The organism is Rhizobium vallis, assembly GCF_003985155.1.
GTDB classification, from domain to species: domain Bacteria; phylum Pseudomonadota; class Alphaproteobacteria; order Rhizobiales; family Rhizobiaceae; genus Rhizobium; species Rhizobium vallis.
This window is the reverse complement of the sequence record NZ_ML133686.1, coordinates 59,830-85,805: the sequence shown is the minus strand read 5'-3', so window position 1 is coordinate 85,805 and position 25,976 is coordinate 59,830. Positions and strand designations below refer to the sequence as shown.

23 protein-coding genes are annotated in these 25,976 nt (G+C 62.3%); 19 read left to right on the top strand and 4 right to left on the bottom strand.

Features of this window, described 5'->3' with window-relative positions; translation table 11 throughout:
• Positions 1 to 86: 86 nt before the first annotated feature.
• From EFQ99_RS00430 to EFQ99_RS00420, 3 genes are read left to right on the top strand one after another with little or no spacing between them, the layout of a single operon-like run.
• Complete coding sequence (locus EFQ99_RS00430; RefSeq protein ID WP_126918702.1) at positions 87 to 1,874, top strand: ABC transporter ATP-binding protein; 1,788 nt, start codon at positions 87 to 89, stop codon at positions 1,872 to 1,874.
• A 19-nt stretch (positions 1,875 to 1,893) separates the two neighbouring features.
• The gene (dapB, locus tag EFQ99_RS00425) at positions 1,894 to 2,718 is read left to right on the top strand and encodes a 4-hydroxy-tetrahydrodipicolinate reductase (protein WP_126918701.1); all 825 of its coding nucleotides are present in this window, start codon (positions 1,894 to 1,896) and stop codon (positions 2,716 to 2,718) included.
• 21 nt (positions 2,719 to 2,739) lie between these two features.
• Positions 2,740 to 3,375, top strand: a complete 636-nt coding sequence (locus EFQ99_RS00420) for a 2,3-bisphosphoglycerate-dependent phosphoglycerate mutase (protein ID WP_126918700.1) — start codon at positions 2,740 to 2,742, stop codon at positions 3,373 to 3,375.
• 55 nt (positions 3,376 to 3,430) lie between these two features.
• Here EFQ99_RS00420 and phnF read toward each other — a convergent pair whose 3' ends face one another.
• Positions 3,431 to 4,168, bottom strand: a complete 738-nt coding sequence (gene phnF, locus EFQ99_RS00415) for a phosphonate metabolism transcriptional regulator PhnF (protein ID WP_126918699.1) — start codon at positions 4,166 to 4,168, stop codon at positions 3,431 to 3,433.
• Positions 4,169 to 4,287: 119 nt separating this feature from the next.
• Here phnF and phnG point away from each other — a divergent pair, with 119 nt between their 5' ends.
• From phnG to EFQ99_RS00340, 15 genes are all read left to right on the top strand, one after another.
• The gene (phnG, locus tag EFQ99_RS00410; protein WP_126918698.1) at positions 4,288 to 4,764 is read left to right on the top strand and encodes a phosphonate C-P lyase system protein PhnG; all 477 of its coding nucleotides are present in this window, start codon (positions 4,288 to 4,290) and stop codon (positions 4,762 to 4,764) included.
• Entirely contained in the window at positions 4,764 to 5,372 is a 609-nt protein-coding gene (gene phnH, locus EFQ99_RS00405) for a phosphonate C-P lyase system protein PhnH (protein ID WP_126918697.1), read from the top strand. Before phnG ends, phnH begins: the two co-directional genes overlap by 1 nt.
• A gap of 4 nt (positions 5,373 to 5,376) precedes the next feature.
• Positions 5,377 to 6,483 (top strand): carbon-phosphorus lyase complex subunit, encoded by a 1,107-nt coding sequence (locus EFQ99_RS00400; protein ID WP_126918696.1) that lies wholly within the window; start codon positions 5,377 to 5,379, stop codon positions 6,481 to 6,483.
• Positions 6,480 to 7,355 (top strand): alpha-D-ribose 1-methylphosphonate 5-phosphate C-P-lyase PhnJ, encoded by an 876-nt coding sequence (locus EFQ99_RS00395; protein WP_126918695.1) that lies wholly within the window; start codon positions 6,480 to 6,482, stop codon positions 7,353 to 7,355. The genes EFQ99_RS00400 and EFQ99_RS00395 overlap by 4 nt, the downstream gene beginning before the upstream one ends.
• Entirely contained in the window at positions 7,352 to 8,128 is a 777-nt protein-coding gene (gene phnK, locus EFQ99_RS00390; protein ID WP_126918694.1) for a phosphonate C-P lyase system protein PhnK, read from the top strand. The genes EFQ99_RS00395 and phnK overlap by 4 nt, the downstream gene beginning before the upstream one ends.
• A gap of 26 nt (positions 8,129 to 8,154) precedes the next feature.
• Positions 8,155 to 8,862, top strand: a complete 708-nt coding sequence (gene phnL / locus EFQ99_RS00385; protein WP_126918693.1) for a phosphonate C-P lyase system protein PhnL — start codon at positions 8,155 to 8,157, stop codon at positions 8,860 to 8,862.
• Complete coding sequence (locus tag EFQ99_RS00380; RefSeq protein ID WP_126918692.1) at positions 8,859 to 9,476, top strand: DapH/DapD/GlmU-related protein; 618 nt, start codon at positions 8,859 to 8,861, stop codon at positions 9,474 to 9,476. The genes phnL and EFQ99_RS00380 overlap by 4 nt, the downstream gene beginning before the upstream one ends.
• Before the next feature lie 117 nt (positions 9,477 to 9,593).
• Entirely contained in the window at positions 9,594 to 10,439 is an 846-nt protein-coding gene (phnC, locus tag EFQ99_RS00375; protein WP_208722721.1) for a phosphonate ABC transporter ATP-binding protein, read from the top strand.
• Between the two features lie 87 nt (positions 10,440 to 10,526).
• Positions 10,527 to 11,432 (top strand): phosphonate ABC transporter substrate-binding protein, encoded by a 906-nt coding sequence (gene phnD, locus EFQ99_RS00370; RefSeq protein WP_126918690.1) that lies wholly within the window; start codon positions 10,527 to 10,529, stop codon positions 11,430 to 11,432.
• A 66-nt stretch (positions 11,433 to 11,498) separates the two neighbouring features.
• Positions 11,499 to 12,458, top strand: a complete 960-nt coding sequence (phnE, locus tag EFQ99_RS00365) for a phosphonate ABC transporter, permease protein PhnE (RefSeq protein ID WP_126918689.1) — start codon at positions 11,499 to 11,501, stop codon at positions 12,456 to 12,458.
• Between the two features lie 7 nt (positions 12,459 to 12,465).
• Complete coding sequence (phnE, locus tag EFQ99_RS00360) at positions 12,466 to 13,809, top strand: phosphonate ABC transporter, permease protein PhnE (RefSeq protein WP_126918688.1); 1,344 nt, start codon at positions 12,466 to 12,468, stop codon at positions 13,807 to 13,809.
• 142 nt (positions 13,810 to 13,951) lie between these two features.
• Positions 13,952 to 14,647, top strand: coding sequence for a DUF1045 domain-containing protein (locus EFQ99_RS00355; protein ID WP_126918687.1), 696 nt, complete (start codon positions 13,952 to 13,954; stop codon positions 14,645 to 14,647).
• 13 nt (positions 14,648 to 14,660) lie between these two features.
• On the top strand, positions 14,661 to 15,800 hold the full coding sequence (locus EFQ99_RS00350; protein ID WP_126918686.1) for an alpha-D-ribose 1-methylphosphonate 5-triphosphate diphosphatase: 1,140 nt from the start codon (positions 14,661 to 14,663) through the stop codon (positions 15,798 to 15,800).
• On the top strand, positions 15,797 to 16,393 hold the full coding sequence (phnN, locus tag EFQ99_RS00345) for a phosphonate metabolism protein/1,5-bisphosphokinase (PRPP-forming) PhnN (RefSeq protein WP_126918685.1): 597 nt from the start codon (positions 15,797 to 15,799) through the stop codon (positions 16,391 to 16,393). Before EFQ99_RS00350 ends, phnN begins: the two co-directional genes overlap by 4 nt.
• A gap of 20 nt (positions 16,394 to 16,413) precedes the next feature.
• Complete coding sequence (locus tag EFQ99_RS00340; protein WP_126918684.1) at positions 16,414 to 16,917, top strand: GrpB family protein; 504 nt, start codon at positions 16,414 to 16,416, stop codon at positions 16,915 to 16,917.
• Between the two features lie 36 nt (positions 16,918 to 16,953).
• On the opposite strand, the gene EFQ99_RS00335 is transcribed toward EFQ99_RS00340, so the two are convergent.
• On the bottom strand, positions 16,954 to 19,281 hold the full coding sequence (locus tag EFQ99_RS00335) for a DNA translocase FtsK (protein WP_126918683.1): 2,328 nt from the start codon (positions 19,279 to 19,281) through the stop codon (positions 16,954 to 16,956).
• A 172-nt stretch (positions 19,282 to 19,453) separates the two neighbouring features.
• Positions 19,454 to 22,453 carry a DNA polymerase I gene (polA, locus tag EFQ99_RS00330; protein ID WP_126918682.1) on the bottom strand — a complete coding sequence of 1,000 codons (3,000 nt, stop codon included), beginning with the start codon at positions 22,451 to 22,453 and terminating at the stop codon, positions 19,454 to 19,456.
• 488 nt (positions 22,454 to 22,941) lie between these two features.
• Between polA and EFQ99_RS00320 the strand changes: the two genes are divergently transcribed.
• Entirely contained in the window at positions 22,942 to 23,358 is a 417-nt protein-coding gene (locus EFQ99_RS00320; protein WP_008525424.1) for a MarR family winged helix-turn-helix transcriptional regulator, read from the top strand.
• 66 nt (positions 23,359 to 23,424) lie between these two features.
• On the opposite strand, the gene EFQ99_RS00315 is transcribed toward EFQ99_RS00320, so the two are convergent.
• Entirely contained in the window at positions 23,425 to 25,800 is a 2,376-nt protein-coding gene (locus tag EFQ99_RS00315) for a bifunctional diguanylate cyclase/phosphodiesterase (RefSeq protein ID WP_126918681.1), read from the bottom strand.
• Between the last annotated feature and the right edge of the window lie 176 nt (positions 25,801 to 25,976).

The window sequence follows — 25,976 nt, the reverse complement described above, 5'->3', positions numbered from 1 at the left end:
CCAAACCGGCCCCAACTCTTTATAGAGCCCGCAAAAGCGCGCGTCGCCCTTGCGGCGCGCTTGGTCCGAGACAGGAAACTCTATTTTTGGAAGCCGCGGAAAGCAAAAAGCAGAGCGTCAGCAGCGACACCGTAACCGGCATCCTGAAGCGCATCATCGCTGAAAACGGCCGCGATCATCTCTGGGGCTATGTCTTCGCGATCGTCTGCCTCGTGATAGTGGCGCTTTCGACGGCGTTCACGGCCTGGATCATGCGGTCGATCATCGACGAGGCTTTCGCCAACCGGCGTGCCGACGTCGTCTGGATCATCTGTCTTTCGATCTTCATCGCCTTCGTGCTGCGCGGTTTTGCAGGCTACGGTCAAGCAGTGGCGCTTTCCCGGGTCGGCAACGACATCGTCGCCCGATATCAGCGCCGCCTCTATGCGCATCTCATGACGCTTTCCGTCGGCTTCTTCAACGAGGCGCGCTCGGCCCAGATCGCCGCGCAGGTGAGCCAGAACGTCAGCGGCATCCGCGACGTGCTCAACCTGACGATCACCTCGACGGTGCGCGATCTCCTGACCTTCATTTCACTGCTCGGCGTGATGATCCTTCAGGATCCGCTGCTCAGCCTTGCCGTATTCATCATGGCCCCACCGCTGCTCTATGCGCTACGTTACGTTTCCAAGCGGCTGCGCTCGGCAACCCGCGAGGCCGTGCATCTGAACAGCCACGTGCTCGGCGCCATGCAGGAGACGATCCAGGGCATTGCCATCGTGAAAGCCTTCACGATGGAAGAGGAGCTTGAGCGCAAGGTCAACAGGCTCATCAAGGCGGCCGAAAGCCGCGCGAACCGGATTGCCCGGCTTTCCGAACGGACTTCTCCGCTGACGGAGAGTTTCGCGGGCTTTGCCGTCGCCAGCGTGCTCGCTTATGCCGCCTACCGTTCGATCTATTACAATGTGCCGCCGGGCGCCTTCTTCTCCTTCGTCACCGCGCTGCTGCTTGCCTATGATCCGGCCCGCCGCCTTGCCCGCCTGCAGGTGCAGATGGAGCGCGCCGTCGTCAATGCCCGGATGATCTACGAACTGCTCGACATGGAGCCCCGCCAGCGCGACCTGCCGGATGCTCAGCCGCTGACGGTGACGCAGGCGCGGATCGAATTCCGCAACGTTTCCTTCGGCTACGGCAATGAGAGCGTCTTGAGCGGTGTCAACTTCGTCGCCGAGGGCGGGGCGACTACGGCGCTGGTCGGCCCCTCGGGTGCGGGCAAATCCACGGTCATCAGCCTCATTCCGCGCTTCTACGATCCGCGCGAAGGCGAAATCCTGATCGACGGGCAGGATATCGCCCACATCACCAAGAAGTCGCTGCGCCAGCAGCTCGCCTATGTCTCGCAGCAGCCCTATTTGTTCGAAGGCACGATCCGCGACAATATCCGCTACGGCCGGCCGGAGGCGACCGATGCCGAAGTGGAAGAGGCGGCCCGGCTTGCCTATGCGCATGATTTCATCTCAGCGCAGCCGCAGGGTTACGAGACACCAGTCGGCGAAAACGGCGTGACACTTTCGGGTGGTCAGCGCCAGCGGCTGTCGATCGCGCGCGCCTTGGTGCGCAACGCGCCGATCCTGCTGCTCGACGAGGCGACCTCCGCCCTCGACACCGAATCCGAAGCCGCCGTGCAGAAGGCGCTCGACGAGGCGATGACCGGACGCACGGTCGTCGTCATCGCCCACCGGCTTTCAACAGTGGTGCGTGCCGACAAGATCGTCGTCATGCAGCAGGGCCGGGTCGTCGAGGAAGGCAATCACGAGACGCTTGCGAAGGTGAGCGACGGTCTTTACGCTCGCCTCAACAATCTGCAGAGGCACTCGGCCTCCGATTCAAACTGACCGGATACAAGAGACCGACATGAGCGATGCTGCGATGAAACTGGTGGTGGTCGGCGCAGCAGGGCGCATGGGGCAGACGCTGATCCGGCTCATCCATTCCATCGAGGGCGCAACGCTGCATGCCGCGGTCGAACGCGCCGGCTCGCCCTTTATCGGCAAGGATGCCGGCGAGATCGCAGGGCTTGGCCCGACCGGGATCGTTATCGGCGACGATCCGCTGCAGGCTTTCCTGCATGCCGAAGGCGTGCTCGACTTCACCTCGCCTGCCGCAACGGCGGAATTCTCGGGCCTTGCGGCGCAGGCCCGCATCGTCCATGTCATCGGCACGACCGGCTGCTCGGCCGACGACGACGCCAGGATCGCCGCGGCAGCCCGCCATGCCCGCATTGTCAAGTCGGGCAATATGAGCCTCGGCGTCAATCTGCTCAGCGTGCTGACCCAGCAGGCAGCGCGGGCGCTTGAGCCGTCCGACTGGGATATCGAGATCCTTGAAATGCACCACAAACATAAAGTGGATGCGCCTTCCGGCACAGCGCTTCTCCTCGGCGAGGCCGCGGCCAAAGGGCGCGGCATCGATCTTGCCACGAAATCGGTGCGGGTGCGCGACGGCCATACCGGCGCCCGCGAAGCCGGCACGATCGGCTTTGCGACGCTGCGCGGCGGCTCCGTCATCGGCGAACATTCCGTGCTTTTCGCCGGCGAAGGCGAAATCGTCACCCTGTCGCATAGTGCTGCCGACCGCTCGATCTTCGCGCGCGGCGCCATCAAGGCAGCGCTTTGGGCACGCGACAAGAAGCCGGGTCTCTATTCCATGCTCGACGTGCTCGGGCTTTCTTCCCAATAAGGATATTACGGAGGCATATTCATGAGCGGTACCCTCGTCCTCGTTCGCCACGGCCAAAGCGACTGGAACCTGAAGAATCTCTTCACCGGCTGGAAGGATCCCGATCTGACGGAACTCGGCATCCAGGAAGCCAATGCTGGCGGCGCCGCACTTGCCGACTACGGGATCAAATTCGACGTCGCCTATACCTCGGCGCTCGTGCGCGCCCAGCACACGCTGAAGCTCATCCTCGACAAGGTCGGCCAACCGAACCTCGAGACGATCCGCGACCAGGCGCTGAACGAGCGCGACTACGGCGATCTCTCCGGCCTCAACAAGGACGATGCGCGCGCCAAATGGGGCGAGGAACAGGTGCATGTCTGGCGCCGTTCCTATGACGTCCCGCCTCCGGGTGGTGAAAGCCTGCGCGACACCGGCGCCCGCGTCTGGCCCTACTATCTCACCGAGATCCTGCCGCGCGTGCTGCGCGGCGAGAAGGTGCTGGTTGCCGCACACGGCAATTCGCTGCGCTCGCTGGTCATGGTGCTCGACAAGCTGAGCAAAGAAGGCGTGCTCGCCCTCAACCTCGCGACCGGCGTTCCCATGGTCTACAAGCTGAACGCGGATTCCACCGTGGCGTCCAAGGAAGTGCTCGGCGACATGTCCGGCGCCCACTGAGTTCGGTGAGGCGTGCCGCCGAACCGGTCGGCACGCCATGCCCCAATTCTCGGCTTTAATTCTCGATGGTGAATTGCACGCGGTCGGCAGCAAACCGGCTGATCGAATATTGCACCGGTACGCCGTCGAGATCGGTGTTCATCGCCTTGGCGATCAGCAGGATCGCACCCGGGGTGAGTTCCAGATCGGCCAGGTCGGCCGTGTTTGCATGGGCGGCCGTCACCTCGGTTGTCGCTCTGACATAATCCGACAGGCCGAGTTCGGCGAAAGCCTTGGTGATCGATTCGTGTTTGCGGTAGGCCTCGCCGATCCCAATGAAGCGTTCGGCAGGAAACCAGCTCGTCGCCTTTGAAACCGGCCGCTTGTCGGCATGGCGCAATGTCTCCAGCCGGATCACCGGCTCCCCTTGGCTCAAGCCCAGCCAGCGGGCGACTTCAGCGGTCGCCTCCTCTGTCGCCTCATCGAGCAGAAGGCTGCGCATCTCGCGTGCCTGATCGCCGATGCCGGCGGTAAAGCGTGTGCGCCGGGTGATCGGGAAATTCAGCCTTTCCTTGCGCTCGATCAGCGTGCCGCGACCTTGTACCGCACGCACGATCCCGTCCTGCGCCAGTGCCGCCAAAGCACTGCGCACCGTATGCCGGTTGACGCCGAATTGCAGCGCCAGAACCGTTTCCGGCGGCACCATTCCCGTTTCGTCATAGGCGCCGGAACTGATCGCCTCACGAATACGATCGGCGATCTGGCGCCAGAGCGCCACGCCGGTTTGTCTTTGTACTTGCTTCAGTCCCGCCATGCGGCCCCCTGCCTGCCATTCCGCACCCCCGATGTCACACGCTTGTCACGACATCGATTTAAGGCTAGATATAGCTTGTATGGTTGTCTATATCAATAGACATTTTGGGGAAAGCGGCGATGATATCAGCGGACAGGAATGACGCTGCGTCACAGACGGCATCCGGGCGCAAACGCGCCGCCGATCTGCTGGCGCGGGCGGAACGGAGCGAACTCCAGGCGGCCTGGGATGCGCTGCCGGAAAAGCCTGCGGCACATCCGGTGCGTGGGCCGGAGACCGGGCTGGTGATGGTGCGCGGCCGCATCGGCGGCGGCGGAGCTCCCTTCAATCTCGGTGAAGTGACGGTGACGCGCGCCACGGTGCGGCTCGAGTCCGGCTCCATCGGCCATGCCCAGGCGCTCGGGACGGATCGTGAGAAGGCGCGGCTTGCGGCGATCTTCGACGCGCTCTGGCAGGAAGAGGCGACGAAGGATTTCGTCGAACAGGCGCTGCTTTCGCCAATCGCCGAACGCGTCGCAGCCGGCGATCGCCGCAAGGCGGACGAGACGGCAGCGACCCGGGTCGATTTCTTCACCATGGTGCGGGGAGACGATTGATGGGTCTCAGGACAGAAGCCCTGACCGGCGGCTTTGCGGAGCCGGTCTTCCATGCCCAGAGCGTCTTCAAGATGTTGATGGACGGCATGGCCCGCCCCGGTACGATCGAGACAGTCCAGCCCGATGTCGCGCCGCCGGCGCCGCTCGGCATCGCCGCGGGCGCTATCGCGCTGACGCTTTGCGACCACGACACACCCGTCTGGCTTGCCCCCGGGCTGGCGAAATCCGCAGTGGCGGAGTGGCTGAGCTTCCACACCGGCGCCCCGTCGACGGCTGAAAAGGGCGAGGCCCGCTTTGCCTTCGTCGAGGCCGGCACCGCGCTTTGCTCTTTCGGCCTGTTTGCGCCAGGCACACAGGAATATCCCGACCGTTCGACGACCGTTGTCATCGAGCTCGCCGAACTCGAGGGCGGCCGCAGGCTGGCGCTGATGGGTCCCGGCATCCAGAGCGTGACAGAGATCGCCCCCATCGGCCTGCCAGAAACTTTCCTCAGGCTCTGGACCGAGAACCGCGCGCTGTTTCCGCGCGGCATCGACATCGTGCTGACATCAGGCAAGCGTTTCCTCTGCCTGCCGCGCACCACCAAGATCACAGCAACGGAGATCTGAGCGCATGTATGTTGCCGTCAAAGGTGGCGAGGCCGCCATCGCCAATGCCCACCGCCTGCTTGCCGACCGCCGCCGCGGCGACCGTTCGCTGCCGGCAATCGGTATCGAACAGATCGTCGCGCAGCTGGCACTTGCCGTCGACCGCGTCATGGCCGAGGCCTCGCTTTTCGACCGTACGCTCGCAGCGCTTGCCGTGCGTCAATCACGCGGCGATATGATCGAGGCGATCTTCCTACTGCGCGCCTACCGCACGACGCTGCCGCGTTTCGGCTACTCGAAACCGCTCGACACGGCTGATATGACAATCGAGCGCCGCATCTCGGCGACCTACAAGGATCTGCCCGGCGGCCAGCTTCTCGGACCCACTTTCGACTATACTCACCGATTGCTCGATCCCTCGCTGCTTTCCGACGAGGCGATCGAGGAGCCCGTGCTGCGTCCAGCCGAAACCGGCCGTGTCATGCGCGTCTCCGAGATCCTCGGCGAGGAAGGCCTGATCGAGGCCGATGGCGATATGCCCGAAGATCACGAGATCGGCGATCTGACCCGCGAGCCGATGGAATTCCCGATGACGCGCGACCTGCGCCTGCAGGCGCTTGCTCGTGGCGACGAGGGCTTCCTGCTGGCGCTCGGCTATTCCACCCAGCGCGGCTATGGCCGCAACCACCCCTTCACCGGTGAAATCCGCATCGGCGAGGTCGAGGTGGAATTCGACGTGCCGGAACTCGGTTTTGCCGTCTCGCTCGGCGCGGTCCAGATCACCGAATGCCAGATGGTCAACCAGTTCAAGGGTTCGGCCAAGGCGCCGCCGCAATTCACCCGCGGCTACGGTCTCGTCTTCGGCCAGAGCGAGCGCAAGGCGATGGCGATGTCGCTTGTTGATCGCGCACTGCGGGCCGAAGAGCTCGGCGAGGACATCACCGCGCCGGCGCAGGACGAGGAATTCGTCATTTCCCATTCCGACAACGTCCAGGCGACGGGTTTCGTCGAGCACCTGAAGCTCCCGCATTATGTGGATTTCCAGGCCGAACTCGATCTCGTCCGCCGTATGCGCCGCGAATTCGAAGCCGCCCGCAACGGCGGCGAAGACATGAAGGAGGCCGCCGAATGACCGATCTCGCCAGCTACAACTTCGCCTATCTCGACGAACAGACCAAGCGCATGATCCGCCGCGCCATCCTGAAGGCGATCGCCATCCCCGGCTACCAGGTGCCCTTTGCCTCGCGCGAAATGCCGATGCCCTACGGCTGGGGCACCGGCGGCGTGCAGGTGACAGCTTCGATCATCGGGCCGGAAGATGTGCTGAAGGTCATTGACCAGGGCGCCGACGACACGACCAATGCCGTTTCCATCCGCGCCTTCTTCCAGAAAGTGGCCAAGGTCGCGGTGACGACACATACCAAGGAGGCGACGATCATCCAGACGCGCCACCGCATTCCGGAAGAGAAGCTCGGTCCAGGCCAGGTGCTCGTCTATCAGGTGCCGATCCCCGAGCCGCTGCGCTTCCTCGAGCCGCGAGAGACCGAGACGCGCAAGATGCATGCGCTCGAAGAATACGGCCTCATGCATGTGAAACTCTACGAGGATATCGCCCGCAACGGCCGCATCGCCACGACCTATGCCTATCCGGTCAAGGTTCATGGCCGCTACGTCATGGATCCCTCGCCGACGCCGAAATTCGACAATCCGAAGATGCACAAGTCGGAAGCACTGCAGCTCTTCGGCGCCGGCCGCGAAAAGCGCATCTATGCCGTGCCGCCCTATACCGACGTCGTCAGCCTGGATTTTGAAGACCATCCCTTCGAAATCCAGCGTTTTGGCAAGCCCTGCGCCCTTTGCGGCGCGGAGGACGTCTACCTCGATGAGGTCATTCTCGACGACAAGGGCGGGCGCATGTTCGTCTGCTCCGACACCGATCATTGCGAAGATCGCCGCGCGCAAGGGCACGCCGGCGAGATGCTGGCCCGGGAGGCTGCAGAATGAGCGATATACCGCTTCTCAAAGTCAACGACCTCTCGAAGTTCTACGGCAACCGCATCGGCTGCAGGAACGTCTCCTTCGAACTCTGGCCCGGTGAAGTACTCGCCATCGTCGGCGAATCCGGTTCCGGCAAGACGACGCTGCTGAACTGCATCTCCACCCGGCTGATGCCGACCACCGGCAGCGTCGAGTACCACATGCGCGATAGCAGCTACCGCGACCTCTATCACATGAACGAGGCTGAGCGGCGCTTCCTGATGCGCACCGACTGGGGCTTCGTGCACCAGAATCCGGCCGACGGCCTGCGGATGGCTGTCTCGGCCGGCGCCAATGTCGGCGAACGGCTGATGGCGATCGGAAACCGGCACTACGGCAAGATCCGCGCCTCGGCGATCGATTGGCTCGAGCGCGTCGAGATCGACGCCGACCGCATCGACGACCAGCCGCGCGCCTTTTCCGGCGGTATGCGCCAGCGCCTGCAGATCGCCCGCAACCTCGTCACCGGCCCGCGCCTCGTCTTCATGGACGAACCCACAGGCGGCCTCGACGTCTCGGTGCAGGCGCGCCTGCTCGATCTCGTACGCGGCCTCGTCAACGATCTTGGCCTCTCGGCCATCATCGTCACCCACGACCTCGCCGTCGCCCGCCTGCTGTCGCACCGGATGATGGTGATGAAGGACGGCTACGTCATTGAACAGGGGCTCACCGATCGCGTGCTCGACGATCCCAGAGAGCCTTATACGCAGTTGCTCGTCTCCTCGATCCTGCAGGTCTGAGGTCCGAAACCAAGGAAGAAGAAATCATGGCAACGCCCCTCGTCGTTTCCGAAGTCTCGAAGAGCTTCACCATGCACCTGCGCGACGGCATCAAGCTGCCTGTTGTCTCCGATGTCGCCTTTTCGGTCGCATCAGGCGAATGCGTCGTGCTTGGCGGCCCCTCGGGCATCGGCAAGAGCTCGCTGCTCAAGATGATCTACGGCAATTATGCCGTCGATACCGGCCAGATCCTCATCCGCCACGACGGGCGCATTGTCGATCTTGCCTCGGCAGATCCGCGCACAGTGCTCAACGTCCGCCGCAATACTCTCGGCTATGTCAGCCAGTTCCTGCGCACCGTGCCGCGCGTGGCGGCGATCGACGTGGTGGCCGAACCTCTTGTGGCGCGCGGCGAGGATGCCGGCACGGCGCGGGAAACGGCGGCCGGCCTGCTTGCCAAGCTCAATCTGCCGGAGGCGCTCTGGCAGCTTCCGCCCGCCACCTTCTCCGGCGGCGAGCAGCAACGTGTCAACATCGCGCGGGGCTTCATCACCGATCACATGATCCTGCTTCTCGATGAACCAACAGCCTCGCTCGACGCCAGGAACCGCGCCGTCGTCGTCGATATGATCGAGGAAAAGAAGAAGGCGGGCGTCGCCCTTCTCGGCATCTTCCACGATGAGGAGGTGCGCGAAGCCGTCGCCGACCGCATCCTCGACGTCCAGCAATTCTCGCCTGGAAAGATCGCCGCATGAGCCGCAAGCTGGGCATTGAGCCTGATGTCCACGAGACGGCATCCGTCAGCGATTCCACCTTCGGGCGTTACACGGAAGTCTCGGAACGCTGCCGGATTAGCGAAGCCAGTTTCGGCGACTATTCCTACATCATGCAGGATGGCTCCGTCTGGTGTGCGACGATCGGCAAGTTCGTCAATATCGCCGCCGCCGTGCGCATCAACGCCACCAGCCATCCGACCTGGCGCGCGACGCTGCATCACTTCACCTATCGCGCCGCCGATTACTGGCCGGATGCCGACATGGAGACGGACTTCTTCGAATGGCGGCGCGCAAACCGTGTGATGATCGGCAACGACGTCTGGATCGGCCACGGGGCGACCATCCTGCCCGGCGTCACCGTCGGCAACGGCGCGGTCATCGGAGCCGGCGCCGTCGTATCGAAGGACGTTGCGCCCTACACGATCGTCGGCGGTGTGCCGGCTAAATTGATCCGCGAGCGCTTTCCGAAAGAGATCGGCGAGCGCATGGACAGGCTTGCCTGGTGGGATTGGGAGCATGACCGCTTGCGCCTGGCTTTGCAGGATTTCCGCAACCTGAGCGCGGAAGATTTCCTGGTCCGATACGACAGTTAAACCTGCGATATAGGCCCGGAGAATTGTGACACCACTTACACAAATATGACATTGGAGGTTCATGAAGCGGGACTAATGCGATGCTGACCACGGCCTGGAATGCAAGGAAAGAGCATGATGTTCGAGCTGAAGGATGTCACACGTCGTTTCGGAAAAAAGCTCGCCGTCGATTCCGTTACGCTCGACATTCCTCAGGGCCAGATGGTCGGCATCATTGGTCGCTCCGGCGCCGGCAAGTCGACGCTGCTGCGCATGATCAACCGCCTTCAGGAGCCCTCCTCCGGCTCCATTCATTTCTCCGGCGTCGAAGTCTCCGGACTTCGCGGTCGGGCGCTACGTAACTGGCAGCGCGACTGCGCGATGATCTTCCAGCAGTTCAACCTGGTGCCGCGCCTCGACGTTCTCACCAATGTCATGCTCGGCCGCCTCAATCACCGCTCGACGCTTCTGAGCCTGCTCAGCATTTTCACCCGCGAGGAGCGTGTGCACGCCATCGCAGCGCTTGAACGCCTCGGCATCGAGCAGACGGCGCTGCAGCCGGCCGGCACACTTTCCGGCGGCCAGCAGCAACGCGTGGCGATTGCCCGGGCGCTGATGCAGAACCCGAAGATGGTGCTCGCCGACGAGCCGATCGCCTCGCTCGACCCGCTGAACGCCAAGATCGTCATGGATGCGCTGCGCGATATCAACGAACGCGAGGGCATCACCGTCATCACCAACCTCCATACGCTCGATACCGCTCGTAATTATTGCGAGCGCATCGTCGGCATGGCCGGCGGCCGTGTGGTCTTCGATGGCAAGCCTTCGGAGCTGACGGCCGAAGCGGTGAAGGAAATCTACGAGACGGACAAGGATGGCGCCGGCATCGACGAAACGATGACCTCGACGTCAATCAACATCGCCCCCGAGCGTGCAGAAAATCAAACCGCCGGCATCCAACCGCTGGCGCTGGCCGGCCTCTGAGCGAGGCGGCCGCGATCGAGCGCCCGCGTCAAGGGCACACTTCTTCGTAACGGAAAGCCGGGGATACCGGTCAATAGGAGAGAACTCATGTTGAAGAAAGCACTCTTTGCGGCAACGGCGCTCTTCGCGCTCGCCGGCGCCGCCAATGCTGCAGACCTCAAGGAATTCCGCATCGGCATCCTCGGCGGCGAAAACGAAACCGACCGCCTGCGCAACTATGCCTGCCTTGCCGACCACCTGAAGCAGGAATTCGGCTTCGAGAAGGTTTCGCTCTTCCCGGCCGCCGACTATGACGGCGTCATCCAGGGCCTGCTCGGCGGCACGCTCGACTTCGCCGAACTCGGCGCTTCCGGCTATGCGGCCGTCTACATCAAGGATCCGAAGGCAGTCACGCCGATCCTGACGACGCAGCAGAAGGACGGCTCGACGGGTTACCACTCGATCGGCCTCGCTCTGAAGTCCTCCGGCATCAAGACCATCCTGGACGCCAAGGGCAAGAAGCTCGGCTACGCCGATCCGGACTCGACCTCGGGCTACCTCGTTCCGCTGACGCAGATCCCGAAGGACACGGGCATGCCGAACGACAAGTTCTTCGCTTCCACGCAGTTCAACGGCGGCCATGAGAACAACCTGCTTGCCGCTTATGACGGCAAGGTCGACGTTGCCGTCGACGATAGCTCGGGCATCGGCGATTTCAAGGACGGCTACACCTCCGGTACCTTCCGCAAGGAAGTCGACAAGGGCGCCGTCGACCCGAACAAGCTCGTTGAAGTCTGGCGTTCGCCGCTGATCCCGAACGGCCCGCTCGTCGTTCGCAACGCTCTCGGCCAGGACTGGCAGACGAAGCTCGCAGCCTTCTTCACGGCTCTGCCGGAAAAGGATCACAAGTGCTTCGCGGCGATCGAAGGTGGCGACTATAAGGGCTACTCGCCCGTCAAGCACGACTTCTACAACACTGTCGTCGAAGTCCGTAAGGCTGCCATCGGCGGCTGATTGGCCTTTTGAATGCGGGGCGGCCGGAAACGGCCGCCCTTTATCTTGCGACCGGGCGGGGCGTCCATGACTATTGCCGATACACAGCCGCACATGCACAGCACGCAGGAGATCGGAACCGCCTGGGATCGGATGATCGCCAAGCGCCGCTTCTACACCGTGCTTGGCCTGGTTATCCTCATTGCAGCTTTCGCAAGTTCCGTCCGCTTCGCCGACGAGAGCAACGCCGGGCATTTCTTCGAGCGCCTGCCGCATCTCTTCGATTTCTTGAGCTGGCTCATTCCCAAGGATTGGAACGACGTCTGGCGCGCGCTGTTCGACATAGCGAGCGTGAACGACAAGGGCGGCGAGGAATTCAATTTCGACAAGGGCCGTGTCTACGTCTGGGGCGCCTTCTACATTCCCGAATACTTCGAGCTGATGATCGTCACGATCAACGTGGCGCTGATCTCGACGATCATCGCCTTCGTCTTTGCGGTTCCGTTGAGCTTCTTTGCCGCCCGCAACCTGACGAGTTCATGGCCGCTGCGCGTCTTCACCAAGCGCCTGATGGAATTCCTGCGCGCCTTCCCCGAGATCGTCATCGCCGGGCTATTTTCGGCGATCCTGTCGATCGGGCCGGTCGCGGCCATCATCGCCATTACCCTGCATACGATCGGGGCGCTCGGCAAACTCTTCTACGAGGTGGCCGAGAATATCGACATGAAGCCGCATGAGGGCATGAAAGCCGTCGGCGCCAACTGGTGGGAGCGCGTGCGTTTTGCCGCCCTGCCGCAGGTGCTGCCGAATTTCACGTCCTACGCGCTGCTGCGCCTGGAGATCAACGTGCGTGCCTCGACCATTATCGGCGCCGTCGGCGGCGGCGGCATCGGCGAGGAACTGAAGCTTTCGATCTCGCGCGGCTTCGGCGCCAAGACGATGGCGCTCGTTCTCCTGCTCTTCGTGACGATCGTCGCCGTCGACCAGTTCTCCGCATGGCTGCGCCGCCGCCTGGTCGGCGAGCAGGCTTTCCTTCTGCAACATTGAGGCTGCCATGACGGTCATCGACGCAAACCGCATGAATGAGATCGAAGCACGCTATCCGGAATATTTCCACCGGTCGTTCCGCCAGCGTTTCGGCGGGCTGATGATCGTGATCGCGACGCTGCTCTATAGCCTTTACGCCGTCTGGTTCTTCGACCTGCCCAAGCTCTTCGCCGAAGCCCATTGGGAGCGTGTCGGCATCTATCTCAGCCAATGGGTGAGCTACGACGTCCAACCGGATTTTCGCATCCAGGACGACGGCTCGATCGAGGTGCGCTATCCCCGCTTCTCGCCGCTTGGCGATAATCCGCACCCGGACTGGGTGGTCAACAATCCCGACGGCAGCATCACCGTTTCCATCAGCGGTACTGGCCGCGTCGTCACCGTCTCGAAGAGCGAGACGATCGTCACCGCGCATGGCGTGAGCGTCCCCGTCGACGTTTCGAGCGGTGCGCCGAAAGTCGTGGGAGAGGTGCCGAGCTGGATGACGGTTTATGACGACAACGTGCTGGCCGATCTCGGCTTTGCCGGCGACGTCAGCATTTCCGTCGACCGCGTGAAGATCCGCAAGCGTTTCATCGGCTGGGCGAACTTCATCTTCGACACGCAATCGTCCTTCTTCGACAAGCCGGCCGGCGAAGTCCTTAGCCTCATCATTTCCGGCCCGCGCATCAAGCCCGACCAGTCCAACCTGTCGCTCGCCTTCGACGACATCTGGAACAACAGCGAATGGCAGCACGGCGACGTCTGGACCAAACTTTTCCAGACGATCGTCATGGCGTTTCTCGGAACGCTGCTCGGCTCGCTCGCCGCCTTCCCGCTCGCCTTCATGGCAGCACGCAACATCACGCCGAACCGGTTCCTGAACCAGGTTCTGAAGCGCTTCTTCGATTTCCTGCGCTCGGTCGACATGCTGATCTGGGCGCTGTTCCTGACGCGCGCCTTCGGTCCCGGTCCGCTTGCCGGCAGCGGCGCGATCTTCCTGACCGAGACGGGCACGCTCGGCAAGCTCTATTCCGAAGGGCTTGAAAATATCGACAACAAGCCGCGGGAAGGCATCAAATCGACTGGCGCGCAGACTGTGCTCGTCCATCGTTACGGCATTATGCCGCAGATCGTTCCCGTCATCGTCAGCCAGACGCTCTACCAATGGGAATCGAACGTGCGCGGCGCGACCATCATTGGTGCCGTCGGTGCCGGCGGCATCGGCCTCAAGCTCTGGGAGGCGATGCGCACCAATGCCAATTGGGAAAACGTCGCTTACATGGTCATTCTGATCCTGATCGTCGTCTTCCTTTTCGACGCCGCCTCGAATGCGTTGCGCCATCGGCTGATGGGTACAAAAGCGCACTGATCTGCTGGCCAAAAGGCGATGGCGGCGCTGCCGTCATCATCATTCTGTCACGGAAATCTTTTAGCCGGGAACCTGCTTGCGGTTCGCCGCCAAATCACTGCACATTGCGCTCCCCGTTTCGACGATCCCCAGGATAAAAGCCTTGCGCTACGCTCTCTATTTTTCGCCGCCGAAGGATGATCCCCTGACCGGCGCGGCCTCGCTCTGGCTCGGTCGCGATGCCTTCAGCGGCGAAACCTATCCGGCGCCGGAGCATGAGACGCTCAGCGCGGCAGAGCAGTTCGAACTGACTGCCGACCCCCGCCGCTACGGTTTTCACGCCACGATCAAGGCGCCGTTCTCGCTTGCAACGTCCGTCACCGAGAAAGATCTCATGACCGTTGCCGAAGATTTTGCCGCCCGCACGTCGGCCTTCGAGATTCCGGAGCTCGTGCTCGGCCAGCTCGGTCGTTTTTTTGCCCTCGTTCCCGGTTCTCTTCATCAACCTCTTCAGGATTTCGCCGCGAAGGTGGTAAAGTCCTTCGAGCCGTTCCGCGCCGCACTTTCCGAAGCCGATATCGCGCGGCGCAACCCGGAGAAGCTCAGCGACGGCCAGCGCGCCAATCTGCAGCGCTGGGGTTATCCTTACGTCATGGAGGATTTCGGCTTTCACATGACGCTGAGCGGCCAGGTGCCCGCAGAGCGTGCCGAAGTCATAAGGGCGATCCTGACCGAGCGTTTTGCCGATTTCACCAGTCGGCCGCTTTCGATTTCCGGCCTTGCCGTCTTCATCGAGGAGGCGCACGGGGCCCCGTTCAAAGTTCATTCCTGGCTGCCGCTTGCCGGTGCCAAAAGCTGAAAGACCTGACGACATGAGCAAAGAGACCGTGTTTTCCAACGCCCGCATCGTTCTTGAGGATGACATCCTCTCAGGATCGATCCTCATTCGCGACGGCAAGATTGCCGACATCTCCGAAGGAAACTCGGTAGCCGGCGAAGATTTCGAAGGGGACTACATCATTCCCGGGCTCGTGGAACTGCATACGGACCATCTCGAAGGCCACTACCAGCCGCGTCCCGGCATCCGCTGGAACAAGACTGCCGCAGTGCAGGCGCATGACGCCCAGATCGTCACCTCTGGCATCACCACGGTCTTCGACTGCCTGCGCATGGGTGCCGACGAGGACGGCGGCTTCGAACATGGCGAGATGCGCGAGATGGCCGACGCCATCCAGTCGGCGGAGAAGGAAGGCAGGCTGCGCGCCGAGCACCTGCTTCACCTGCGCTGCGAGGTCTCGGCGGACAACGTGCTCGAACATTTCTCCGATTTCGAAAACGACCGGCACGTGCGGCTCGTCTCGCTGATGGATCATGCGCCCGGCCAGCGGCAGTTCCAGACGATGGACCAGTACATTTTCTACTACCAGAAGAAGCGCGGCTTGAGCGACGAGGTCTTCGCACGCTTCGTCGCCAAGCGTCAGGCAGAATCGGCGCGCAACTCGACGCCGCATCGCAACGCCATCGCCAAGGTCTGCGCCGAGCGCGGCATCACGGTGGCAAGCCATGACGACGCGACGCTGTCGCATGTCGACGAAGCGATCGACAATGGCGTGCGGCTCGCGGAGTTCCCGACCAGCTTCGACGCCGCCCGGGCATCGCACGAGCACGGCATGAGCGTACTGATGGGCGCACCGAACATCGTGCGCGGCAAGTCCCATTCCGGCAATATCGCCGCCCGCGATCTCGCCGAAATGGGTGTTCTCGACGTACTCTCCTCCGACTACGTGCCGCTCAGCCTGCTGCATGCGCCTTTCATCCTTGCCGATGAAGTGGAGAGCATCACGCTCCCGAAGGCGATCGCCATGGTGACGTCGACGCCCGCCCGCACCGTCAGTCTCGATGATCGCGGCCGGATCGCGACCGGGCTGCGCGCCGACCTCGTCCGCGTTCACCGCTCGCATGGCGTGCCGGTCACACGCTCCGTCTGGCGCCAAGGACGCCGTGTCGCATGACGCCGCACGAACCCCATGCCGCAGCCGGAGCCGAGCGCGGCATCATGGTCGTCGTTGTCGGGCCGAGCGGCGCCGGCAAGGACACGCTGATGAACCTCGCCGCCCGGCGCTTTGCCGGCCGCGAAAACGTTCATTTCACCCGCCGCGTGATCACCCGTCACCGTGACGCCGGCGGCGAAGACCATCTTTCCGTCTCCCTCGAAGGGTTTGCCGCCATGGAGCAGTCGGGCTCCTTCGCCGTCTGGTGGGAAGCGCACGGTCTGAAATACGGCATTCCGGCCGAGGTCTCGGTGGCGCTGTCGAGAGGCCATGTCGTCGTCGCCAACGGCTCGCGCTCAGCGCTGCACCGTTTCCAGGCCGCCTTCCCGCGGCTCAAGGTCATCAACGTCACCGCCAGCCCCGAAGTGCTCGCCGGCCGGCTGGAGGCGCGCGGCCGCGAGACGCATGAGGATATCATGGCGAGACTCGCCCGCGGACCGCTAACGGTGCGCGGCGACTACGACGTAACGGATCTCGACAATAGCGGCTCGCTCGAAGAGGCCGAGCAGAAGATGATCAAGATCCTGGACGGGCTGCTGGCCGAGGTCCACTGACCACGATCGAGAGGCAGGGCATGCGCGCCATCAAAGTTGTCGACTACGACCCTTCCTGGCCGCTGCTCTTTGCCGACATCAGCGCCGAGATCTCCGCCCTGCTGGGCAACCTCGTATTTTCCATCGATCATATCGGCAGCACGTCCGTGCCCGGCCTGACGGCCAAACCGAAGATCGATCTCGATGTCGTCACGATATCCGACGAGGTTCTGCCGACGGCGCTCGAAGCGGTGCGCGCGACGGATTTCGTCTTTCACGGCGATACTGGCGAAAAACGTTGGGCCTTCACCCGGGATCAGGAAGGTCATGGGTTCAAGCTCTATCTCTGTGGTCCCGACAATCACGCCCATCGGGAACGCATCCTGTTTCGCGACTATCTCAGGAATCATCCGGAGAGAGCCCGGGCCTATGCCGATCTGAAACGCAGCCTGGCTGCGACGGCAAACGGCGATTGGGATTTCTATACTGGCGGAAAATCAGCCTTCGTCAGCGAAACGGTACGATTGGCAGCGTTGAGCATATAAGGCCGGAGTGCTTCGCGCACTCCGACCCGTTGTCGATCAGTCGCCGTCGCCCCGTCCCGAGACGATCTCGCGCTTGCCGACGTGATTGGCCGGGCCGACGAGGCCTTCCTTTTCCATGCGCTCCACCAAGGAGGCGGCTCTGTTGTAGCCGATGCCGAGGCGGCGCTGGATGTAGGAGGTGGAGCATTTCTTGTCGCGCATGACGACCTTGACCGCCTGCTCGTAGAGCTCGTTGCCATCTTCCGAGGCCATGGCGCTCTTGTCGAAGACGGCGCCGGCTTCTTCCTCTTCCGTCTCTTCCTCCTCGTCGGCGGTGACGGTATCGAGATATTCGGGGCGGCCCTGGGTCTTCAGATGGGCAACGACCTTTTCGACCTCGACATCCGAGACGAAAGGACCGTGGACGCGGGAAATCCGCCCGCCGCCCTGCATGTGCAGCATGTCGCCCTGGCCGAGCAACTGCTCGGCGCCTTGTTCACCGAGGATCGTGCGGCTGTCGATCTTCGAGGTCACTTGGAAAGAGATGCGGGTCGGGAAGTTCGCCTTGATCGTGCCGGTGATGACGTCGACCGACGGACGCTGTGTCGCCATGATCAGATGGATGCCGGCGGCACGCGCCATCTGCGCCAAACGCTGGATCGCGCCTTCGATTTCCTTGCCGGCGACCATCATCAGGTCGGCCATCTCGTCGACGATGACGACAATATAGGGCATCGGCGCAAGATCCAGCTCCTGCTGCTCCTCGATCGGTGCGCCGGTCTGCCGGTCGAAGCCGACCTGCACCATGATATGGATGGTCTCGCCCTTTTCACGGGCCTGAGAGACGCGACCGTTGTAACCGTCGATATTGCGCACGCCGAGGCGCGACATCTTGCGATAACGCTCCTCCATTTCGCGCACCGCCCATTTCAGTGCCATGACGGCTTTCTTGGGATCGGTGACGACGGGTGTCAGCAGGTGCGGAATGCCGTCATAGACAGACAGTTCCAGCATCTTGGGATCGACCATGATGAGACGGCACTGTTCCGGCGTCATCCGGTAGAGCAGCGACAAGATCATCGTGTTGATGGCGACCGATTTGCCCGAGCCGGTGGTGCCGGCGACGAGCAGATGCGGCATCTTGGCAAGCTCGGCGATGACGGGCTCGCCGCCGATCGTCTTGCCGAGGCCGAGCGCCAGCTTGTAACCGCTCTTTTCGAAATCGTCGCTTTCGATCATCTCGCGGAAATAGACTGTTTCACGCGTGACATTCGGCAATTCGATGCCGATGACGTTGCGCCCGGGCACCACGGCAACGCGGGCCGAAAGCGCCGACATCGAGCGGGCGATATCGTCGGCGAGGCCGATGACGCGCGACGATTTCACGCCCGGGGCCGGCTCGAATTCATAGAGGGTGACGACAGGGCCGGGGCGGACATGGATGATCTCGCCCTTGATGCCGAAATCTTCGAGCACGCTTTCCAGGAGTCCGGCATTCTGCTCCAAGGTTTCCTGCGACATGATCTCGCCGAGGCGTTCCGGCGGCTCCTGCAGCAAGGCGCGTGGCGGGAACTCATAGCCTGACGCGTCGATCCTTTCGGGTCTCACAGCCAGGCGCGGCGACGGAAGAACGGCGGCAACAGGCGGCGTGCGCTGCGGCGCTTGTGCTGCCTGAGGCGCTGATATGACCTGAGGGGCGGGCGCTGCCTGAGGTGCCGGCACAATTGGTGCCTCGACAGCAATGCGCCTGGGCTTGTCCAGGGATACCGCTGCCGGAGGGCGCGCGGCGACCTTTGCCGAGACCGCCGGCGGCGGAGCCGGGCGGGAGGCGGCGGGGGCGGCAGCCGGGCGGCCGGGGCGCCATTCCATGATGCGGAACAGCGAGGTGATCGATTCGGGTGTGGTCTCGGTCTTCGGGAACGAGATGAGGGTTGGCGCGCGAACCGGCTCAGCCTCTTCGAAGGCCATGACTTCCCAGAAGGCGAAGTCCGAAATCGACGACAGTTCGGAAGCGGCACGCAGGCTCGGTGCATCGGCACGATCGGAAAGCGGTGGCTGCTGTGGCTCGATCATATGGACAGGGGCTGCGGAAATCTCGTCCGGCTCCGGCAGGTAGATATCGAACGGCACGTCGACGGTGACCGGCTCAATCCGTATCGCCTGCTGTGCAATCTGCGAATCATCGCGAACCGGCTCGTTCGGCGCGCGGCGCTTGCTGATCAGCGTTTCCGGCGTGCGGGTGAAACGAACGTTCGGCGCCAGGGAAAAATTGCTCTGCCAGATTGGCGCGGCCGGCTTTTCGCCCGCAATTTCCTCCGGAAGTTCCGTTTCAAGCCCGGAGGAAAAGTCCCCGGCATCCGTCAAATTGGTTCTGGGAAAACGCATGCGTCCGCTACTCACTCATGCTTGGCTAATTACGACCCTACCGGGATAGAAAAGGAAGGTTAATAAGTTCCTTCCTGCCGTATCGTTCCGATACGGGTCGCAGAGGTTAATCGCTGCCATTTCAATGATTTGCGTGAGGCAGAAAAATCTTTGTGCTTTTTAGGGGACGCGGCTAGTGCGCCTCGTCCCAATTGGTGGCAGCACGCGCGTCGACCCTCAGCGGCACGCGCATTTCGAGCGCCGGCATGGTGGCGTTTTCCATGACCGAGACGATGATTGGCATCGCCTTTTCGACATCCTCGTCCTCGACTTCGAAGATGAGTTCGTCGTGCACCTGCAAGAGCATGCGGACGCGCTCGGCAAGGCCGGCTTCGGCGAGCGCCGGCTCCATTTTGATCATCGCCCGGCGGATGACATCGGCCGCCGAGCCCTGGATCGGCGCGTTGATTGCCGCACGTTCGTTGAAGGCGCGCACGGATGGATTGGAGGAACGGATTTCCGGATAGTTGATTCGCCGCCCGAAGATCGTCTCGACATAACCCTTGTCGCGCGCCATCGCCTTGCGGCTTTCCATATAGTCGCGAATGCCAGGGAAGCGCTCGAAATATTTCTTGATGTAGTCGCTCGCCTCCGATCGTTCGATCGAAAGCTGATTGGCAAGCCCGAAGGCCGAGATGCCGTAGATGATACCGAAATTGATCGCCTTGGCGCGGCGCCGCACTTCACTCGGCATGCCTTCGACAGGCACGCCGAACATTTCCGACGCTGTCATGGCGTGAATGTCGACGCCTTCCTCGAAGGCTCTGGTGAGCTGCGGGATCTCGGCCACATGGGCAAGCACGCGCAGTTCGATCTGGCTGTAGTCCGCCGAGATCAGCTTGTGGCCTTGTCTCGAGATGAAGGCGGTGCGGATTTTGCGGCCTTCGGCAGTGCGCACCGGAATGTTCTGCAGGTTCGGCTCGGAGGACGAGAGACGCCCCGTCGTCGTCGATGCCAGCGAATAGGAGGTGTGGACCCGCTTGGTCTCCGGGTGGACATAACCTGGAAGCGCGTCGGTATAGGTGGATTTCAGCTTGGTGACTTGGCGCCAGTCAACGATCTTGCGCGGCAGCTCGAAGCCGGCGGCAGCCAGATCCTCGAGCACCTGGGCGGAGGTAGACCATTGCCCGGTCTTGGTCTTGTTGCCACCGGCAAGGCCCATCTTGCCGAACAGGATGTCGCCGAGCTGCTTCGGCGAGCCGATATTGAAACGCTCGCCGGCCAGCGCGTAGATCTCGTCTTCCAGCCTCGCAGCACCTTGCGCGAGCTCGCCGGAGAGGCGCGACAGGATCTGCCGGTCAACGGTAATGCCGCGCGCTTCCATGCGCGCCAACACAGGCAATAGCGGCCGCTCCAGCCGTTCATAGACGCTGGTCAGCCCAGCTGCCGCCAGCCGCGGCTTCAGCACCAGCCACAGGCGCAGCGTCACCTCGGCATCTTCGGCGGCATAATGGGTGGCGCGGTCGATATCGACCAGATCGAAGGTGACGTTCGCCTTGCCGCTGCCCGCCACGTCCTTGTAGGGAATGGGTGTATGGCCGAGGAATTTTTCCGAGAGCGGATCCATGCCATGCGCGCCGGTGCCGGCGTCGAGCACGTAGGAGATCAGCATCGTGTCGTCGAAGCTCTTCGTCTCGACGCCGTAGCGTTTCATCAGCAGGTAATCGTATTTCAGGTTCTGGGCGACCTTGAGAACCGATTCGTCCTCCAGCAACGCCTTCAGCCGCGGCAGGGCGTCGCGCATGGGGATCTGGTTGTCGGCCAGGCCGCCGCCGAGCAGATCGCCGACGCCGTTCTTATGGACAAGCGGCACATAGGCGGCGCGGATCTTCGTGCCGGTGGGATCGGCGATATTGTCGGCGATCGCCATGGAGAAGCCGACAAGCTCGGCCTGCATCGCATCCAGCGATGTGGTCTCTGTATCGAAAGCGACGAGGCCGGTATCGCGCGCATCGGCGATCCAGCGGTCGAGTGTGGCCAGATCGCGGATCGTGACATAGGCCGAATGATCAAACGGCAGGCTCGCAAAGGCCTCGGCCCGCGCCTTGGCAAGATCGGCGGCCGCAAAGGCGCCTTCGACGGCGGCCTTCGCTTTTGCGCGCGGCGGTACAGGCACGGCGTCGCCAGAAACGTCGGGAATGCCGCCGGCAACCGGCTCCGGCTGCGCTGCATCGAGATCGGGGCCGCGAGCAGTCTCCCCCCATTCGATGCGGACGACCGCCGGTTCGATGGCACTCGCATCGCAATCGCAGGCTTCGGCAACACGGCGCGTCAGCGTCGTGAATTCCATCGTCTTGAGGAAGCCGATCAGCTTCGGGCCGTTCTGCGGCTCAAGCACCAGCGCGTCGAGATCGAGATCGAGCGGCACATCGAGACGCAGCCTCACGAGATCGCGCGAAAGCCTGGCCATGTCGATATTGGCGAGGATCGTCTCGCGGCGCTTGACCTGCTTGATCTCGGTGGCGCGTTCGAGCAGCGTATCGAGATCGCCGTATTCCTCGAGCAGTTGGGCGGCGGTTTTCGGGCCGATGCCGGGAATGCCGGGAACGTTGTCGACGGAATCGCCGGTCATCGCCTGCAGGTCGATCATCTTTTCTGGCGGCACGCCCCATTTCTCGATGACATCGGGAATGCCGATCTGCTTGTCCTTCATGCTGTCATACATGTGGACATTTGATGTGACGAGCTGCATCAGATCCTTGTCGGAGGAGACGATGGTGACATCGGCGCCAGTCGCTTCAGCCTGGCGGGCATAGGTCGCGATGATGTCGTCGGCCTCGAAACCTTCGGTCTCGATGCAGGGCAGATTGAAGGCGCGGGTCGCCTCTCTTATAAGGCCGAATTGCGGGATCAGCTCTTCCGGCGGAGCGGAGCGGTTCGCCTTGTAGGCGTCATAGAGATCCTTGCGAAATGTCTTGGCGGAATAGTCGAAGATGACGGCCAGATGGGTCGGTGTTACGCCGACATCCGTATTGCGCGCATCCCTCAAGAGCTTCCACAGCATGTTGCAGAAACCGGACACGGCGCCGATCGGCAGGCCATCTGTCTTGCGGGTCAGCGGCGGCAATGCATGAAACGCCCGGAAGATGAATCCGGAACCATCGACTAGGAAGAGGTGATCGCCTTTTTTCATGCGTGCATGGATAGCGCGGGCACGGGACGAGGTCCATATAAAGTTCGGAGCGCGCAAAGGATTATGGCGTTCGAGCGCTGCAGCCCCGCGCGTCTATTCAGACGCTGCAGAACTTTGAACACCTGCGTGATTTTTGCAGCAGAGATTCCGGCGCTCACCAAACTGTTACCGATTTGTAACGTGCCTTCTCCCTTGAAAAACCACATTCGCAGCCACACATCGATGTCACCGGCGCTTGATCGCGCCGCGGGTCTGATTACCGGCTTGTCCCCCGCCGCGTCAGGCTTGGACAAAGGCCTTATCCCCCTCTCCGGGCCTTTGTCCCCATTTTAAGGTCGCCATGGCCAACCTCCAGGCCATGGCGACTTTGTTTTCTCGCGACACTGGAAATTAAATGGCAGCCCGCATGTTTTGGAGCATCGCGCGCGATTTGCTGCATTGTCTCCGTCAAGCTTTTGAGCCAACTTGCGATCATGGGATTTAACCGCATGGATTCGGGAGCCTACCTTGCCAGCCAGTTGGCGAAGGGTTTTGCCCGCTCGCTGCACCAGCGCGCGGTCGGGCTCGGTTTTTCTCCCGGCCAGTTCCCCATTCTGCTGGAACTCTGGGCCGAGGACGGACTGACTCAGAAACAGCTTCTCGAGCGGGTCGATATCGAGCAGGCGACCATGGCCAATACGCTTTCGCGCATGGTCCGCGACGGGCTGATCGAACGCCGGCCGCATCCATCGGACAAACGAGCGCAACTGATCTTCCTGACACCGAAGGCCCGCGCCATGGAGGCCGAGGCGATCGAGACCGCACGCGAGGCCGACCTGGCGCTGTTCAAGGGTTTTCGGGTTTTCGAACGCGAACTGACGCTTGAATATATCCGCCGGCTTCTGGAAAACGCCAAGGCGCTCTGACTACTGCATAATTCAAAGTGTTACAGCGTCCCTTGCGCGTCTGAAAAGACGCACGGCGCTGTAAGATCACTCGCGGGCATGGTGCGCGCGTCGCAGCGGCAGCACGCCGGTTTCGAACTGTTCGGACAGAATGTTTTCGCAGGCGGCGAGCTTGACGCTCGGCTCGATATCCGGCTTGCCGAGCAAAAGACCCTGCACTTGCGTGCAGCCTTCCTCGACGACGATCCGGCGCTGCGTCTCGGTTTCCACGCCCTCCGTCACGACGGGCATGCCGAGGCTATGACCAAGGCCGATGATGGCGCGCACGATCGAGCGCGCCGCCGCATCATGTTCCAGCACGCCGGTGAAACTGCGGTCGACCTTGATCTTGTCGAAGGGGAATGACCGCAGGTTGGAAAGCGATGAGAAACCGGTGCCGAAGTCATCCATGACGATGTGCGCGCCGATCCTGTGCAGCCGCAGCAGCGTCGTCATCACCCGGTCGCGATCGCGGATGAGGGCCGCCTCGGTGATCTCGAGTTCCAGCCGGCTAGGCGCAAGCCCGGTCTCAGTGAGGATCGCTTCGATCCGCTCGCAGAGGTTCGGCAGCATGAATTGCACCGGCGAAAGATTGACGGCGATCCTCAACGGCAGCGGCCAGCGCACGGCCTCCATGCAGGCCTGCCGCAACACCCATTCGCCGAGTTGGACGATCGAACCGCTTTCCTCGGCGATCGGGATGAAGATATCGGGCTCGGTCAAGCCGTGGCCTGGCCGGTTCCAGCGCATCAAGGCCTCGTAGCCGCCGATCTCGCCGCTCCGCGCATCGAGGATCGGCTGATAGCTGACATGGATCTGGTTGCGGATGATCGCATGGCGCAGTTCGCTTTCGATCTGGCGACGGTTCCGCGCCGCTTCGTCCATTTCCGCATCGAAGAAACAGACCTTGCCGCGACCATCGTGTTTGACGCGGTAGAGTGCTGTATCGGCATTGTTGCAAAGTTCTTCAGCCGTACGCCCATCCGCGGGATAGAGTGCGATGCCGACGCTGACGCCGACGGCTGTGGGGTCACGCGCCGTGTCCATTTCGGCGGCGAATTCATCGAGGATATCAGCCGCAAGCTTTTGCGCCGCCGCTGGCTGCTGTCCGGCGGGCTGGATGATGGCGAATTCATCGCCGCCGAGGCGGGCAATCGTATCGCTTTCATCGGCCACGCGGCGCAGGATCGAAGCGACCTTGCCGAGAATGCGGTCGCCTTCGGCATGACCGAAAATATCGTTGACGGCCTTGAAGCGATCGAGGTCGAGATAGAAGAGCGCGACCTCACTGTTCTTTCGCTCGGCCATCTGCAGCGCCTGACGGATGCGGGTGTCGAACAGCGACCTGTTCGGCAGATCGGTGAGCACGTCGTGGTGGGCGAGATGCTCGATCATCTCCTGGGCCTGCCTGCGTTCGGTGAGATCGCGCACGGCAAGCACATCGCAATTGCGCCCGCGATAGACGATCCTGCTCGTCGTCACTTCGACAGCAATCTCCCTGCCGCTTCTGCTGGTCAGCAACGTCTCGCCGGGCCGTGTTCCCTGAACGGTCGCGAGGACAGCCGAAGGCGACTTGCCGGCGAGATCGGCAAGCTTCCAGCCGGAGAGGCCCTGGAACCGCTCATTGGCATCGATGACCAGGCCTTCGCGCAGGATCAGCAATCCTTCCTGCGAGGCATTGGCAAGTCCTCGCAGGTCCGTGAGGCGGCTTTCGACAAAGACGACGGCAAGCGCCATCAGGATCAGGGCCGTTGCCGCCACGACGACGATTGCGGCGAGCACCTTCGTGTCCAGCACCGTGGCCGGAATCTCCTTGCCGGGATCCGGCACGAGCGTGATGCTGGCCATCGAGATGAAATGAAGGGTGCAGATGGCGAGGACGAAAACGATTGACGAAGCGAACAGCCGTCTCATTCCCTTGAGATGGGAGAAGGCATAGAAGGCCGCGCTCGACAGCAGCGCTCCGGCAAGCACCGCAGTCAGTGTCATGAGGGGATCGTAGCGAATTATCGCCTGCGTCTCGATCGCCTGCATGCCGGTCAGATGCATGGAGGCGATGCCGAGCGCCATCAGGACGCCACCCCAGATATGCGAAAACCTGTCGCCGCTTTGCGCTGCGATCAAGATCGCCACTGCGGAGCCCGCGACCGACAGGAGAAAGGAAAGCAAGGTCAGGCCCAGCCCGTAGCTGATCGGCATGCCGCCGTCATAGGCGAGCATCGCGACGAAATGCGTTGCCCATACTCCGGTGCCGAAGGCGAAGGCGGAAGCGCCGATCCAGAGCTTTCGCCGTCCGGCGTCGCATTCCTGCGTACGCGAGAGCAGCAGCATCGCCGCCAAGGCGCCGATCAGGCAGACAGCGCCCGCCACTATTACCAGCCGCCAGTCATGATTGTCCCGAATACATGCAATGACCGAAAACATCTGCCCCTCCCACAGCTGAATTCGGTCAGGCTATTTAGGTTGTGCTAAATAACTGTAAATTGAATTAGATTTCTCTTCTATATTATCCAACAAATCTTCCTGATATTGATCCGCGCCCCGCTGCTCTTTCGCGCCGCCGATTTTTTGTTTTTCCGCCTCGCCTGCCTTTCTGGTTT

What these genes read in the sequence shown, in the direction of transcription:
- polA (WP_126918682.1), bottom strand. Translation starts at nt 22,453, where the DNA reads ATGAAAAAAGGCGATCACCTCTTCCTAGTCGATGGTTCCGGATTCATC.
- EFQ99_RS00380 (WP_126918692.1), top strand. Translation starts at nt 8,859, where the DNA reads ATGAGCCGCAAGCTGGGCATTGAGCCTGATGTCCACGAGACGGCATCC.
- EFQ99_RS00420 (WP_126918700.1), top strand. Translation starts at nt 2,740, where the DNA reads ATGAGCGGTACCCTCGTCCTCGTTCGCCACGGCCAAAGCGACTGGAAC.
- phnE (WP_126918689.1), top strand. Translation starts at nt 11,499, where the DNA reads ATGACTATTGCCGATACACAGCCGCACATGCACAGCACGCAGGAGATC.
- phnK (WP_126918694.1), top strand. Translation starts at nt 7,352, where the DNA reads ATGAGCGATATACCGCTTCTCAAAGTCAACGACCTCTCGAAGTTCTAC.
- phnN (WP_126918685.1), top strand. Translation starts at nt 15,797, where the DNA reads ATGACGCCGCACGAACCCCATGCCGCAGCCGGAGCCGAGCGCGGCATC.
- EFQ99_RS00320 (WP_008525424.1), top strand. Translation starts at nt 22,942, where the DNA reads ATGGATTCGGGAGCCTACCTTGCCAGCCAGTTGGCGAAGGGTTTTGCC.
- EFQ99_RS00395 (WP_126918695.1), top strand. Translation starts at nt 6,480, where the DNA reads ATGACCGATCTCGCCAGCTACAACTTCGCCTATCTCGACGAACAGACC.
- phnC (WP_208722721.1), top strand. Translation starts at nt 9,594, where the DNA reads ATGTTCGAGCTGAAGGATGTCACACGTCGTTTCGGAAAAAAGCTCGCC.
- EFQ99_RS00350 (WP_126918686.1), top strand. Translation starts at nt 14,661, where the DNA reads ATGAGCAAAGAGACCGTGTTTTCCAACGCCCGCATCGTTCTTGAGGAT.
- EFQ99_RS00340 (WP_126918684.1), top strand. Translation starts at nt 16,414, where the DNA reads ATGCGCGCCATCAAAGTTGTCGACTACGACCCTTCCTGGCCGCTGCTC.
- phnD (WP_126918690.1), top strand. Translation starts at nt 10,527, where the DNA reads ATGTTGAAGAAAGCACTCTTTGCGGCAACGGCGCTCTTCGCGCTCGCC.
- EFQ99_RS00315 (WP_126918681.1), bottom strand. Translation starts at nt 25,800, where the DNA reads ATGTTTTCGGTCATTGCATGTATTCGGGACAATCATGACTGGCGGCTG.
- phnE (WP_126918688.1), top strand. Translation starts at nt 12,466, where the DNA reads ATGACGGTCATCGACGCAAACCGCATGAATGAGATCGAAGCACGCTAT.
- EFQ99_RS00400 (WP_126918696.1), top strand. Translation starts at nt 5,377, where the DNA reads ATGTATGTTGCCGTCAAAGGTGGCGAGGCCGCCATCGCCAATGCCCAC.
- phnL (WP_126918693.1), top strand. Translation starts at nt 8,155, where the DNA reads ATGGCAACGCCCCTCGTCGTTTCCGAAGTCTCGAAGAGCTTCACCATG.
- dapB (WP_126918701.1), top strand. Translation starts at nt 1,894, where the DNA reads ATGAGCGATGCTGCGATGAAACTGGTGGTGGTCGGCGCAGCAGGGCGC.
- EFQ99_RS00335 (WP_126918683.1), bottom strand. Translation starts at nt 19,281, where the DNA reads ATGCGTTTTCCCAGAACCAATTTGACGGATGCCGGGGACTTTTCCTCC.
- phnF (WP_126918699.1), bottom strand. Translation starts at nt 4,168, where the DNA reads ATGGCGGGACTGAAGCAAGTACAAAGACAAACCGGCGTGGCGCTCTGG.
- phnG (WP_126918698.1), top strand. Translation starts at nt 4,288, where the DNA reads ATGATATCAGCGGACAGGAATGACGCTGCGTCACAGACGGCATCCGGG.
- phnH (WP_126918697.1), top strand. Translation starts at nt 4,764, where the DNA reads ATGGGTCTCAGGACAGAAGCCCTGACCGGCGGCTTTGCGGAGCCGGTC.